This window comes from Sphaerisporangium sp. NPDC051017 (genome assembly GCF_040683095.1).
Lineage (GTDB): Bacteria > Actinomycetota > Actinomycetes > Streptosporangiales > Streptosporangiaceae > Sphaerisporangium.
In genome coordinates this window covers 91,217-104,788 of record NZ_JBFBCI010000027.1, presented here as the reverse complement: position 1 = coordinate 104,788, position 13,572 = coordinate 91,217, and the positions used below count along the sequence as shown (strand labels likewise).

Here is a 13,572-nt window from a genome sequence, read left to right as displayed (position 1 = left end):
AACCCACCCCCACCCTCCTCCCCCCCGCCCCCCCCCCCCCCGCGGCCCCCCCCCCCCCGCCGCGTTCCCAGGGGCCTCTCAGCCCAGCGGGTGGACCCTGAAGACGACGTCGCGCTGCGTCACCGTGACGCGCGCGGAACCGGTCATCCCGGCGTAGCGGCCGGTGCCGCCGAGGATGGCGGCCGTGCTCGTCCACGGCGGGGCGCCGAACCGGTCATCCATGCCGAGAAGGGTGAGTTGACCGGCCTTGGTGCGCAGCACGCGGGTGCACTGCGCGATGACACCTTGCCGGGTGACCGACGCCGCGGTGCAGCGGGCGCTGCCGTCGCCGACCCTGTTCTTCCTCACGTCATAGAGCGCGAGATAAGTCACCCAGGAGTCACCGGGCTTCGCATGCGGGGGGCGCGTGTTCACGAGGAACTGCGCATAGTACACGAATTCGGGCACCCGGGCGGCGGGCTTTTGGACGGCCGGCGCGGCGGGCTTGAGGGTGATGGACGGAATGGCCGTCGTCGTGGCGTCGGGAATTGTCGCAGCGGATGCAGATATGGGCGGAATTACGGCGAACGAGGCGCCGGACAGGGCCGTGACCAGCACGGCCATGGCCCGCCGGCGACGTGGAGCGAATCCTGACATTTCTACTCCAACTCGGGAGATGAGGGAATGCGGAGGGATGCCACTTTCGCTGGGAAGCAGCGAAACGCGAGTGAACAGTCTGCCCGCCGCTTCCCCGGAATCGCAACGGCCATAATCGCGACATAATCGCATTCAATCCACAACCCCGGGCGAAAATCATCGCATTTCCTGGAGCCCCGCCTCCCGCCACCCGCGAGCACCGCCGATTTTCCCCCTCATTACCAGATGTGCACAATGTCCGACAGTTCGTAATGAGGCAGGTCCATAACGCGGTGATATGGGCGAAACGATAGCTCCGCGTGACGCCCGCTCGCGGTTACGGTGACGACACCCCCCCGAACAACGAGGAGAGCCCATGCTTCGCAGACGCACGGTCACCGCCGGATGCGCTCTCGCAATCAGTGCCCTCACGATCCTGGCCACTCCCGCGATGGCCGACCGCGACCCCCTCGCGGCCGGAACCTCGGCCTCGCAGCCCGCGCCCGCCATGGTCGACGCGATGAGCCGCGACCTCGGCATCACCCAGGAGCAGGCCGAGTCCCGTCTGCTCAACGAGACCCGCCTCACCGGCGCCGAGACGAAGATCCGCGAGAGCCTCGGCGGCACCTTCGCCGGCTCCTGGCTCAGCGGCCCGACCTCCGGCACCCTCACCGTCGCCACCACCGACGCCGCCGCGGCCTCCCGCGTGACCGGCACGGGCATCCAGGCGGCGGTGGTCGGCCGCAGCCTCGCGACCCTCAACTCGATCAAGGACACCCTGGACAAGGCCTCAGCGCAGGCTCCCAAGTCGGCGCCGGTGTGGTTCGTCGACGTCCGGACCAACAGTGTCGTCGTCCAGTCGTCCCAGCCCGCCGAGGCCGAGGCGTGGATCGCCTCCGCCGGCGTGGACAAGGCCGCCGTGCGCGTCGAGCTCTCCAAGGAGCAGCCGCAGACGTTCTACGACCTGATCGGCGGCCAGGCGTACTACATCAACAACTCGGCCCGCTGCTCGATCGGCTTCTCCGTGCGGCGCGGCACCACGCCGGGCTTCGTCAGCGCCGGTCACTGCGGCCGGGCGGGCAACTCGACCACCGGCTACAACCGGGTCGCCCAGGGCACCTTCCAGGGCTCCTCGTTCCCGGGCAACGACTACTCGTGGATCGCGGTGAACAGCAACTGGACCCCGCGCGGCACCGTCAACAACGGCTCCGTCGCCGTCCGCGGCTCCGCGGTCGCGGTCGAGGGCTCCTCGATCTGCCGCTCCGGTTCCACCACCGGCTGGCACTGCGGCACCGTCCAGCAGCGCAACACCAGCGTGACCTACTCGCAGGGCACCGTCTACGAGGTCACCCGCACCAGCGTCTGCGCCGAGCCCGGCGACTCCGGCGGCTCGTACATCTCGGGTAACCAGGCCCAGGGCGTCACCTCCGGCGGCTCGGGCAACTGCACCTCCGGCGGCACGACCTTCTTCCAGCCGGTCAACGAGATCCTCTCGGTCTACGGCCTGACCCTCGTGCTCGGCTGACCCGGCACCCTCACCGTAGAACTCCGCAGAAACGTGGAAGCGTAGAAACGTAGAAACACGGCGCCGCCGTCCCCACCAGGGACGGCGGCGCTTTTCCGTGCCCCTAACGCGGCAGGCGCCGCCAGAGCGGGCGGGGAAGGGCGCGCATGAGGGTGAAGACGAGGCGGAGCCTGGCCGGGGCCCACACGGTCTCGGCGCCGTCGCGCAGACCCTGGACGACCGCGTCCGCGACCTCGCCCGGCGTGGAGGACATGGGGGCGGGCGGCAGTCCGGCCGTCATCCGTCCCTTGACGAAACCCGGCCGTACCACCATCACGCGGGCGCCCGACCCGTGCAGGGAGTCCGCCAGGCCCTGCGCGAAGCCGTCCAGGCCCGCCTTGGACGCGCCGTACACGAAGTTCGCCCGCCGCACGCGCACCCCCGCCACCGACGAAAGGACGACCAGCGTGCCGTGGCCCTGCTCGCGCAGGCGGCGGGCCGCGAACAGGCCGGCCGAGACGTGACCGGCGAGGTTGACGGCCACGGACTCCGCCGCCGCGACCGGGTCCCGCTCGTAGGCGGCCTGGTCCCCGAGCACGCCGAAGGCGGCGATCACGACGTCGAGGTCTCCGGCCAGATCGGCGGCGGAGTCGATCACCTTGCCGTGCGTCTCGGGCCGGGCCGCGTCGAAGTCCAGCCGGTGGACCTCGGCGCCGAGCGCCACGAGCCGCGCGGCCGTCCCGTCCTCGGGATCGCTCACCTCGGCGGACGTGCCGGGGCGCGCGGCGAGCACGACCTTGCGGGCGCCGGCGCGCACCAGGCGCTCCACCACCGCGAGCCCGATCTCGCTGCGCCCCCCGAGCAGCAACACCGAGTCCACCGAACCGAGGGCGTTCTTCACAGGCCCAGCCTCCTCGCCAGGTCGGAGCGGAACACGCCGCCGGGGTCCGCCGTCTGCCGTATCTTCGCCCATTCCTGAAGCCGCGGGTACATCACGGGCAGCAGCTCGGCGCGCATCCGCGCGTCCTTGGCCAGGTAGAGGCGCCCGCCGGCCTCGGCCACCCAGGCGTCGAACTCGCGCAGCAACTCGGCGAGCCCGGCGTGACCGGCCGGGATGTCGAGCGAGAGCGTCCAGCCGGGCATCGGGAAGGACAGCATGCCGGGCGTGCCCGCGCCGAACCGCTTGAGGACGGTGAGGAACGACACCACGCCCTCGGCGGACAACCGGGACACGACCCGCCGCAACGTGCCTTCCCCGCCGAAGGGGACGACGAACTGGTACTGGACGAACCCCCGCGAGCCGTAGATCCGATTCCATCCCTGGACGAAGTCCAGAGGGTGGAAGAACGGCGCGATGTCCTGGATGATCCGCCGCTCGCGCGCCTTCGCGTACCAGGCCTCGTTGAACGCGCGCACGGTGAGCCGGTTGAGCAGCCCGTTCGGCGCCCACGGCGGCGCGGTCAGCCGCGAGGACGGCGCGAAGGCCAGCGGGTCGTGCCCGCGCGGAAGCTCCTCGCGGCGCGCGTGGTCACCGCGGGTCAGCACGCTGCGTCCCATGCGCGGGCCGCGGGCGAGCAGGTCGATCCAGGCCACGGCGTAGCGGTACCCGTCGTCGGTGGCCGCCATGACCTCCAGCGTGTGGTCCAGGTCGCGCGTGCGCTCGACGTCCACCCGCACGCGCGAGGTCTCGATCGGCACGCAGCCGAAGCTCGCCTCGACGATCACGCCGGTGAGGCCCATGCCTCCGACGGTGGCCCAGAACAGCTCGTCCGGCGGGGTCAGCGTGCGGATCGTCCCGTCGGCCGTGAGCAGCCTCAGCGAGCGCAGGTGAGCCCCGAGGGACGAGTCGACGTGGTGGTTCTTGCCGTGCACGTCGGCGGCGACGGCCCCGCCCACGGTGACGTGCCGCGTCCCTGGGCTGACGGGGACGAACCAGCCCTTGGGCACCAGGGCGGTCATCAGCTCGTGCAGGCTCGTCCCCGCCGAGGCGGTCACCACGCCCGTCTCGGGGTCGAACGACCAGCGCGGCTCCAGGCGGGTGAGGTCCACGACGACCCCGCCCGCGTTCTGGGCGGCGTCGCCGTACGCGCGGCCGAGGCCCCGGGCGACGAGACCGCGCGGGGGCGCGTCGGCGACGAGCGCGGCGAGCCGCTCGGCCGTGCGCGGCGCGACGAGCGTGGCGGGCGTGGGGGCGGTGCGCCCCCAGCCGGTCAGGAAGGTCATCTCACCTGGATTCGGACGGCGAGCAGGACGATGCTCACACCCTAGAGGGTGACGGCATGGCCCCGCCGCGCCGGTAACTGAACATTCGGTAACGCGAAATGTCCAGTATCTTCCCTCGCACCGGCCGATCCCCCCGGCCCGAGATTCGCTCACGGCGCCGAGCCGGTGGTCCGGCCCCCGTCCTCCTCGCCTACTTGCCCGGCTCGGGGTCGCGGGGAAGGCCCAGCATGCGCTCGCCGATGATGTTGAGCTGTACCTCCGTCGTGCCGCCGTAGATCGTCATGGCGCGCGTGGAGAGGACGGCCCGGTTCCAGTAGCCCGCGTCGCCCAGCTTCATGTCGGCGGCGATCACGGCGGACGTGCCGAGCAGGCTCACCGCGCACTCCGAGACGTGCTGAGCGTGGGAGGTGGACAGCAGCTTGCGCACCGACGCGTCCGCGCCCGGCTCGGACCCGGCGAGCTGCTTGAGCGTGACCCGCAGGCTCAGCGCGTTGATCGAGTGCCCCTCGCACACCACCCCGGCCAGCTCCAGCCGCTCGGCCTCGGTCAGCTCACGCCCGTGACGGGATGCCAGGCCGAGCAGGTCGGGGACCGACGAGCCGGTGCCGCCCGACCCGGACGACAGGGAGACGCGCTCGTTGGACAGCGTGTTGCGCGCCACCCGCCAGCCCTCACCGACCTCGCCCACCACCAGGTCGTCCGGGACGAAGACGTCGTCGAAGAACACCTCGTTGAACATGTTCTCGCCGGTCATCTCGGTGAGCGGCCGCACGGTGACGCCGGGCGCCTTCATGTCCACCAGGAAGTAGGTGATGCCGTCGTGCTTGGGCTTGGAGGGGTCCGTGCGGGCGATGCAGATGCCCCATTCGGCGACGTGCGCGACGGACGTCCAGATCTTCTGGCCGTTGAGCCGCCAGCCGCCCTCGACCTTCTCGGCCTTCATCTGCAGCGACGCCAGGTCGGAGCCCGCGCCCGGCTCGCTGAAGAGCTGACACCAGATCAGCTCGCCGGAGAGCGTGGACGGCAGGAACCGTTCCTGCTGTTCAGGGGTGCCGTACGCCGCGATGGACGGCACCACCCACGCGCCGATGATCATCTGCGGCAGGCGAACCCCCGCGGTCTTCAGCTCCTGCTGGATGAGCACCTGCTCCAGCGGCGAGGCGTCCCGTCCCCAGGGGGCCGGGAGGTGGGGCATGACGAAGCCCTTCGCCGCCAGGGCGCGCTTCTGCTCCTTGCCCTCCAGCGCCGCGATCGCGGCGATCTCGTCGCGGATCGCGGCGCGCAGCGCCTCGGACTCCTCCGGCAGGTCGATGCGCATCTCCCGCGTGACACCCGACAGCGCGTACGACGCCACCGCGCCCGCCCACGCGGCCGACGGGCCGAGCAGCGCGCGCAGAGTGAGCGCGCGGCGGTAGTAGAGGTGGGCGTCGTGCTCGAACGTGTAGCCGATGCCGCCGAAGATCTGGATCGCGTCCTTGGCACATTGCATGGCGGCGTCCGGGGCCATCACTCCGGCGACGGCGGCGGCGTAGCCGAGCTCGTCGCCGGTGGCGCGGGTCGCGTCCCAGACGGTCGCGCGGGCCTGCTCCAGCGCGACCAGCATGCGCGCCGCCTTGTGCTTGACGCCCTGGAACTGGCCGATCGGACGGCCGAACTGCACGCGCACCTTGGCGTACTCGGCGGCGGCCCGAACGCACCACGCGGCGACGCCGGCCGCCTCGGCGCCGAGCAGGACCGCCGCCGTGTTCCGGACGTCCTCGCCGGTGAGGCCGTCGAGGAGGCGGTCCGCCGGCACGGTCACGGCGTCGGCCTCGACCTTGGCCACCGCGCGGGTGAGGTCCAGGCTCCTGACGGGCGTGACGGTCACGACGTCCCTGTCCAGGGCGACCCATTGCTCGCCCCGGTCGGTGCTCACCGGCAGGACGAGCACGTCGGCGAGCGTCGCGCCGAGCACCAGGTCGGCGGTGCCGCTGACCGTGAGGGCGCCGTCGCCGGACCGGGTCGCGGTGAGCGAGCCGCCGAGGGCCACGGCGCCGGCCAGCGAGCCGTCTGCCAGGCCGGGCAGCAACTCGGCGCGGGCCTTGCCGTCGGAGGCGAGGATCACGGCCGAGACCAGCACCGTGGGCACGTACGGGCCGGGCGCGACGCGCTCGCCGAGCGCCTCGACGGCCACCGCCGTCTCCAGCAGGCCGAAGCCGCCGCCGCCGAACTCCTCGGGGACGTGCAGGCCGAGCAGCCCCTGCCCGGCGAGCCCGGACCAGAAGGCGGGCCGCTCCGCGGCGTCCGCGCCGATGGCCGACCGCACGGCTTCGGGGGGGATGTTGCGCTCGGCCCAGCCGCTCACGGACTCGCGCAGCGCCTCGTGCTCTTCGCTCAACCCGATCGCCATGTCACCCTCCGGTTCGGACTCCAGACGTGACAGAATTATATTCTAGAAGATGCTTCCATGGTCAACCATGGACCGCCCCGTTACCGGCCGCCGACCAAGCTACCCGCTACGCTGCGTCACCATATGCGGATCCGCCCATCCGCCCGCGGCCCACCGGATCCCCGCGCATCTGAACGAACCAGGCACAGGTGCACCGATACCACGACGCCGCCGCCAAACCGGCACGCTCACACTGAGCCACCCACCAAAGCGCCGGTTCCGGGTCAGAGGGCGCGGGTCGTCCAGAAGAGCATGTTGAGGTCGTAGTAGAGGGCCTTGCTCGTGTCCGGCACGCTGGCGAACAGCACCGCGGGCTTCTTCTTCCCGGTCGCGACGACCATCACGTACGCCTGCGACGTGTGCTTCTTCCCTCCGGCGACATAAGTGACCTTGTAGCCGAGCAGCCACCCGAGGTTGTAGCGGGCCTTCTGCGACACCGTCCAGGCGAAGCGGGAACCGGCGGGCTGGTACTTCAGGCTCCACTTGACCGCCTTGCCCGCCAGCTTGCGGTAGTCCTCGTACGTCGCGGGCGGCTTCGGCACGGCGACCGGCAGCGGGCCCGAGCCGATCAGCGCCTGCCGGCGTCCCGACCCGGCCTTCTGCGCGGCCGAGAAGCCGTCCTTGGACGTGTTCGCCCACGGGGAGCCGTACCGCGCGTAGCTGATTCCGGCCGTCCGGTCGGCCACGACGGACGTGACGCGCGAACCGGGGGCGGGGAAGACCATCATGGCCTTGGCTGCGGGGACCGGCGGGACGGCGATCGGCGTCGGCGCGCGCGGGGTCCGGGACGCGGGGCCGCCGGCCTGGGCGGGGGTCACCGGCACGCGTTCGGGCTTGTCCCCGGAGAACAGGGTGAAGATGAGGACGACGATGATCGCCGTGACGATCGCCGCGGCGATCCCGTACACCGCTCTTATGGGGATATCTCCGGCTCGGAGCAGCAGGGCCCGCACCCAGCGAGGCTGCCGGCGATCCCGGGCCGGGTCCTGGGCACGGACGACCGGATCCTGGACACGGTCAACGGAGCCCTCCGAGCGGACGGCGAGCCGGTCGAGGACGGGCGAGCGAGCGGCGGGCGGGGCGGCGTCAGGCACGAACCCGGGCACGGACTCAGCCCCGGACCCGGGCATGGATTCGGGCACGGATTCAGGCACCGACCCGGCGCTCCACACCGAGACTCCGGACGCCTCGCCCGGCTCGTTCTCGCCGGACCCCGGACGGCGCCGGGCGGGCGTACCGGCCCTGGCCTGCCCGTTCGCGGCGGATCGGCCGTACGGGTGGAGGAACGGTCCACTTGGGCGCCGGACGTTCGCCGTGTCACCCGTGTCCTCGACGTCGGCCTCGTCACCGGTGCCGTCGGGACCGTCCGGCGTTTCCGTGGCGTCGTCCACGGCTTCCGCGTTGCCGACGTCGCCGGCGCCGTCCGCGCCGTCCGCGGGCTCACGGGCGAGGACCCGGCCCGCCGCCGAGCGGTCCTTGGCGGCCTGGACGAAGGCCTCCAGTTGCTCGGGCGTCACCCGCGGCATCGGCGTGGTCGGCGCGTCGTAGGACGGAACGTAGGGAGAGGGCCGCCCCGAGCCAGGGCGGTCAGGGGTCTTTTCCACGCCGTCCGCCATGTCGGCAGACTACGTCAGAAATGGTGATCCAGGAGGCCTGGTATGCACGTCACGTAGGGCGAATCAGGCGTTCCACCAGGTAGAGAACGTGGCTCCTGTACCAAGAATTTCACGGTCCGTCGCGTCGGCCATGCTTCACCTAGGCTGCACCAAGATCTACCCATTGGCCCCAAACGGTGAGTATCTTCCACGAGGTCGGGAATCACCTCCCCCATGGCAACGACACCAGGTAACCGGCGTGTCCGGCGCGCGCGCCGACACGTCATCACCGCCGGGGTGGCCGGGGTCCTGGTGGTCAGCGGGTGCGGCCTCACGGGACCACCCGATGTGACCGGCGGCCGAACGGGCAACGCGCCCACCTCCACCGGCCCCGTGGCGGAGGAGCAGGCGTACGAGCGGACCATCCGCCAGGTCCTGCCGTCGATCGTGCAGATCACCACGCGCGGGGGCCTCGGCTCGGGGGTCGTGTACGACACGAACGGGCACATCGTGACGAACGCCCACGTCGTCGGGAAGTCCACGGACTTCGAGGTGACGCTGGCCACGGGCGGCAAGCCGCGCAAGGCCAAGCTCGTCGCCTCCTACCCGCTCGGCGACCTGGCCGTCATCCGGGTCACCGACCGCTCGGGCCTGGCCCCGGCCGCCTTCGGCGATTCCAACAAGCTGCGGGTCGGTCAGATCGTGCTCGCCATGGGCAATCCGCTCGGACTATCCGGCAGCGTGACGAACGGCATCATCTCCGCGCTCGGCCGCACGGTGACCGAACCCCAGGGCGAGGGATCGCCGGGCGCGACGATCACCAACGCGATCCAGACGTCCGCGTCCATCAACCCGGGCAACAGCGGCGGCGCGCTGGCGAACCTCGCGGGCCAGGTCATCGGCATCCCGACGCTCGCGGCGATCAACCCGGAGCTGGGAGGCGGCGCGGCGCCGGGCATCGGGTTCGCGATCCCGAGCAGCACCGCCAAGGACGTCGCCGATCAGATCATCAAGCACGGCCGGGTGACGAACACCCGCCGCGCCGCCCTCGGCGTCCGGGTCAACACCGTCGTCGGGCCCGACGGCAAGCCGGTCGGCGTCGGGGTCGCCCAAGTGGACGCGAACAGCGGCGCCGCCAAGGCCGGCATCCGGCCGGGCGACATCATCCTCAACGTGAACGGCAAGCCGACCCCGACCGCGGCGGCCCTCGCGGAGGTCCTCGCCACGCTCCGCCCGGGATCGAAGGCCAGCGTGGAACTGCTCCACCCCGACGGGAAGACCACGACGGCGACGGTCACCCTCGGAGTCCTCTCGGGAGGCTGACCCCGCCGGGCTGTGCACCGGAAATATCAGGACTTGGCGCGCCATCTCCCGAGTAGGAAGGCGACCGCCGCCACGGCGAGGATCACCCACAGCACGGCGGCGAACCCCAGGTCGGCACGGCCGATGACGGCGAACAGGCCGCCCATCCCGAGCCCGCTGACCACGGCCGCCGCGGTGGGCGTGACCTTGAACGTCCCCTTGCGCCGCTCCTGGGTGGCGAGCTTGGCGTCGATGCGCTCGTCGATGGTGGTCCCGATGCGCTCAACGAGCGCGTCGGCGAGCGCGTCCTCGTAGTCGGTTCCGAGCTCACGCCGAGCCGCGAGCGTGGCGGCGACATCATCGCGCGGGATTGAGGCCATGGGACGGATTGTCGCGATCCCCCGCACTCCTTCCCTAACACCCGGGCAAACCCGCAGGCTCTGTGGCGTGTCGCGAACCCGCCGCCGCCCCGGCGCGACGCCTGCGGACGGTGACGCGGAGAAGCGGGCGGGTCCGTCTCCGACGCCCGGGGGTGGTCGTCCGTCTCGGTCAGCGGGAGAGGAAGGCGGTCACGGCGGCGAGGAACTCGTCCGGGCGGTTCTTGTGGATCTCGTGACCCGCCTCGATGGTGACCAGTTCGGCACCGGGAACGCGCACGGCCAGGTCGGCGACCAGCGTAGACCCGGGCTAAGCGATGGCCCATGCCGCGCATAAGACGAGAGCCCCGTCCACGATGTGGGCGGGGCTCCGAGTGGGTGGTGGAGGTGGCGGGAATCGAACCCGCGTCCTTCAACACCACGACAGGGCTTCTCCGGGTGCAGCCTGCTGCGATTTTCTCAGCCCCGGCGATCACGCAGGCAAGTCGCCGACGGGCTCAGTCACTGTTAGGTTTCCCTATCGGCCCCGTGACCGGGTCGATCGGTTTAGCCTCCTAGCGATGCCAGGTCCGGGCCGGAGGCGATCCCGGGCTGACAAGGGCGAGGTCCTCGCTCAGGCGGCGAGGGCCAGCTGGCCCTGAGTGCGCGTGTTATTGGCACTTATTTCTTTGCGGTCACAGTGTTAACGAGGTTATGTCCGCAGTCCTCGACCCGCTTCCCCTGGCGTGACATGCCGAAGTCGAAACCAGTCACCCCCTGGAGTGGCGCCCGATCTCTCTCGAGACCGAGCAAATCGAAGATACTCTAGGCAACACCCTCCGTGCCAACTTGATTCCCCGGAGGGCGGCCGGGCGAACATCCCCCGGATCCATCGCCGGGAGGCCGCGTCATCTCGCCTCGGAACGCCGAAACCCCCGGAGGCGTGGCACGAGGCGCACACCCCCGGGGGCCGACCGGCAGGGTCGAGCCGGTCCGGACGGCAGGGCTTCCCCCGAGATGAAGCCCTGGTCTCATCACGGCGACTGAGTCCGCAACCCCCAAGCGGTGCCCAGTCACCCAGAAAGACGCAGGACGAGCCCCCGATGGTTGCTCGCCCCGCGCAATATTTTTCTCCGCCGCGCCGCTCAGTTCGCGGGGGTCGTGGCGGGGGCCGCGGAGGCCGCGCGGAAGAACTGACCGGCCATCTGGGCGGCGGCGGGCGCGTTCGCGGTCTGGGTCAGGACGGCCACGGCGATGTCGCCCTGCCAGCCCACGAACCACGCCAGGTTCGCCGGGTGCTTCTTGTCCATGTACGTGAGGGCCGCGGCCACGCCGTGGACGTCTTTGCCCGGGGCGGCGGCCATGGCGGCCGTGCCGGAGGTGACGCCCGCGCGCATCAGCGCGCGCAGGCCGCCGAGCGTGGTGGGGTCGAGCGGGATGGGCTTGGGCGGCGGCGCGGGGGCGACCTCCGAGGAGCTGTCCGGCGCCGCGGGCGAGGTGACGAGCGTGGGGGGCCGCCAGGTGCCGGACGCCACCGCGCCCGCGACCAGGGCCATGCTCAGCGGGCTGACCCGCACCGTCCTACCGGCGATGATCTTCGCCTTCGCGGCGTCCGACGCGGCCTGGGGGACCGTTCCGCTGAAGGACCGCAGCGGCAGGCTCCAGCCCACTCCGATGCCGAACTGCGCGGCCGTCTGGGTCAGCTCGTCGGCGTCCACCCGGCGGGCCAGCGAGGCCAGCGCGGTGACGCACCCCTGGGCGAACCCGGCCTTGATGGACGGCGACGTCCCCGCGGGGGCGGAGGTCTGCTGGAAGCGCGCGCCTCCGACGGTGCGGTCGGCCGGGCACGGCACCTTCTGCGCGGGGTCGACCCCGGCCCTGAGCAGCGCCTCGGCGGCGATGATCGAGAAGGTGGTGCCCGCGGGGTACTTGCCGGCCAGCGCGTCGCGCTCCTGGTTCATCTCGTGGGCGCCGACGGCGAGGATCTCGCCGGTGGACGCCTTGACCGCGACGAGCGTGGCGGGCGCCGTACCGCTGACGGCGAGGTCGGCGGCCCGCTGCACGCCCTTGTCGATGGTGGTCTTCACCGAGGTCGTGTTGGACCGGCCGGGCCACTTGGCGAGCTCGGCGACCGGCTCGCTGGTCTTCAGGTCGTAGGTGATGACCTTGGTGCCGGTGGAGCCGGTGAGCTGGTCCTGGTAGGCCTTCTGCAGGCCGCCCTGCCCGACGGTGTCGCCCGCCCGCTGCGGGCCGCCGAGCTGCTGCTCGGTCTCGGGGGTGATGGCGCCGACCTTGCCGATGATGTCGGCCGGCTCGGCGGGCGCGACCGGCTGCAGCTTCTTGTCGATCGTCAGGTCGGGGATCTCGTCCAGCCGGTTGCGAAGCTGGGCGTACTTGCGGCCGCCGAAGGTGACGAGCGGCACGAAGTCCTGCGGCGGGGCGGAGCGGATGCGGCTGAGCAGCCTGTCCTGGGCGAAGCCGGTGAGGTGGAACAGCCGCTCGCACACCCCGACCGGGTCCTTGACCCTGGCCGGGTAGACGCCCGCGACGTAGAGCGTGGCCTCCTCCTGGAGGGCGTCGCCGTTGCGGTCCTCGATGGGCTGGCGGCCCTCGGTGGAGACCTCCACGGCGAAGCGCTGCCCCTCGCGCAGCTCCGGGTGGATGACGCTCGGCGACCAGCGGACCTTCCACCGCCCGTCCACCAGGTGCAGCGGCAGGTGGTTGTCGTACTGCCACAGGGGGTTGTTGTCCCCGAGGTCGACCTGGACGCGCAACTTGGCGTCGGCGGTGTCGCCGTTGGTCGTCAGCCCCTTCAGCGAGAAGCGGATCGACGCGGCGTCGAGCTGGAGCCCGGTGTCCTCCAGGGCCTTCTTCACGACCTTGGGGTCGCCGTCGGCGCGCTCGGCGGCCTCGTCGAAGTGACCGGACTGCCAGCCGACGAGGAACTCGCTGACGGCCTCGTGCGGCGACGGCTCGGCGAAGCAGCCGGACGCCAGCGGGGCGACCACGGCGAGGGCAAGCCCCGACGACAACGCTCTTCTCATGCGCACGGCCAGCACGTCGTCCTCATCGGTTGCGGTGACGCAGGGCGCGTGCCATCTCGCGATCGGCCTGCTTCTCCGCGAGGTCGTGCCGCTTGTCCCACGTCTTCTTGCCTCGGGCCAGCCCGATCTCGACCTTGGCCCTGCCGTCCTTGAAGTACAGCGACAGGGGAACCAGGGTCAGGCCGGACTCCTTCGTCTTGGCGACGAGCTTGCCGATCTCCTTGCGGTGGAGCAGCAGCTTGCGCGGCCGGCGCGCGGCGTGGTTGGTCCACGTGCCCATGTGGTACTCGGGGATGTGGATGTTCATCAGCCACACCTCGTCATCCTTCACCTGGGCGAACCCGTCCGTCAGGCTCGCGCGACCGGCACGGAGGGATTTCACCTCCGTGCCCATGAGGACGAGCCCGGCCTCGTAGGTGTCCTCGATGTGGTAGTCGTGCCGGGCACGCTTGTTCTGGGCGATGAGCTTACGCCCGGTCTCACGTGGCATACCTGCGAGCCTACC

The 13,572-nt window shown here is 71.4% G+C and carries 10 protein-coding genes and 1 other RNA gene; 2 read left to right on the top strand and 9 right to left on the bottom strand.

What is annotated here, in order from left to right; all coding sequences use genetic code 11:
- Positions 1-78: 78 nt before the first annotated feature.
- A complete protein-coding gene (locus tag AB0M95_RS22120; protein WP_363767547.1) occupies positions 79-636 on the bottom strand; it encodes a hypothetical protein in 558 nt (185 codons plus the stop codon).
- A 355-nt stretch (positions 637-991) separates the two neighbouring features.
- Here AB0M95_RS22120 and AB0M95_RS22115 point away from each other — a divergent pair, with 355 nt between their 5' ends.
- Entirely contained in the window at positions 992-2,140 is a 1,149-nt protein-coding gene (locus tag AB0M95_RS22115; protein ID WP_363767544.1) for a S1 family peptidase, read from the top strand.
- Positions 2,141-2,243: 103 nt separating this feature from the next.
- Here AB0M95_RS22115 and AB0M95_RS22110 read toward each other — a convergent pair whose 3' ends face one another.
- From AB0M95_RS22110 to AB0M95_RS22095, 4 genes are all read right to left on the bottom strand, one after another.
- Positions 2,244-3,020 (bottom strand): decaprenylphospho-beta-D-erythro-pentofuranosid-2-ulose 2-reductase, encoded by a 777-nt coding sequence (locus AB0M95_RS22110; protein ID WP_363767541.1) that lies wholly within the window; start codon positions 3,018-3,020, stop codon positions 2,244-2,246.
- Positions 3,017-4,342: an FAD-binding oxidoreductase gene (locus tag AB0M95_RS22105; RefSeq protein ID WP_363767538.1), complete on the bottom strand. Its 1,326-nt coding sequence runs from the start codon at positions 4,340-4,342 to the stop codon at positions 3,017-3,019. Before AB0M95_RS22105 ends, AB0M95_RS22110 begins: the two co-directional genes overlap by 4 nt.
- 190 nt (positions 4,343-4,532) lie before the next feature.
- Complete coding sequence (locus AB0M95_RS22100; RefSeq protein ID WP_363767534.1) at positions 4,533-6,731, bottom strand: acyl-CoA dehydrogenase; 2,199 nt, start codon at positions 6,729-6,731, stop codon at positions 4,533-4,535.
- A gap of 263 nt (positions 6,732-6,994) precedes the next feature.
- Positions 6,995-8,386 (bottom strand): hypothetical protein, encoded by a 1,392-nt coding sequence (locus AB0M95_RS22095; protein ID WP_363767531.1) that lies wholly within the window; start codon positions 8,384-8,386, stop codon positions 6,995-6,997.
- Between the two features lie 213 nt (positions 8,387-8,599).
- Between AB0M95_RS22095 and AB0M95_RS22090 the strand changes: the two genes are divergently transcribed.
- Entirely contained in the window at positions 8,600-9,688 is a 1,089-nt protein-coding gene (locus AB0M95_RS22090; RefSeq protein WP_363767528.1) for a trypsin-like peptidase domain-containing protein, read from the top strand.
- Between the two features lie 26 nt (positions 9,689-9,714).
- On the opposite strand, the gene AB0M95_RS22085 is transcribed toward AB0M95_RS22090, so the two are convergent.
- From AB0M95_RS22085 to smpB, 4 genes are all read right to left on the bottom strand, one after another.
- The gene (locus AB0M95_RS22085) at positions 9,715-10,047 is read right to left on the bottom strand and encodes a hypothetical protein (RefSeq protein ID WP_363767525.1); all 333 of its coding nucleotides are present in this window, start codon (positions 10,045-10,047) and stop codon (positions 9,715-9,717) included.
- A 376-nt stretch (positions 10,048-10,423) separates the two neighbouring features.
- Positions 10,424-10,801, bottom strand: a transfer-messenger RNA (tmRNA) gene (ssrA, locus tag AB0M95_RS22080).
- A 367-nt stretch (positions 10,802-11,168) separates the two neighbouring features.
- Positions 11,169-13,082 (bottom strand): penicillin-binding transpeptidase domain-containing protein, encoded by a 1,914-nt coding sequence (locus tag AB0M95_RS22075; RefSeq protein ID WP_363767522.1) that lies wholly within the window; start codon positions 13,080-13,082, stop codon positions 11,169-11,171.
- Between the two features lie 7 nt (positions 13,083-13,089).
- The gene (gene smpB / locus AB0M95_RS22070) at positions 13,090-13,557 is read right to left on the bottom strand and encodes an SsrA-binding protein SmpB (RefSeq protein WP_358516360.1); all 468 of its coding nucleotides are present in this window, start codon (positions 13,555-13,557) and stop codon (positions 13,090-13,092) included.
- Between the last annotated feature and the right edge of the window lie 15 nt (positions 13,558-13,572).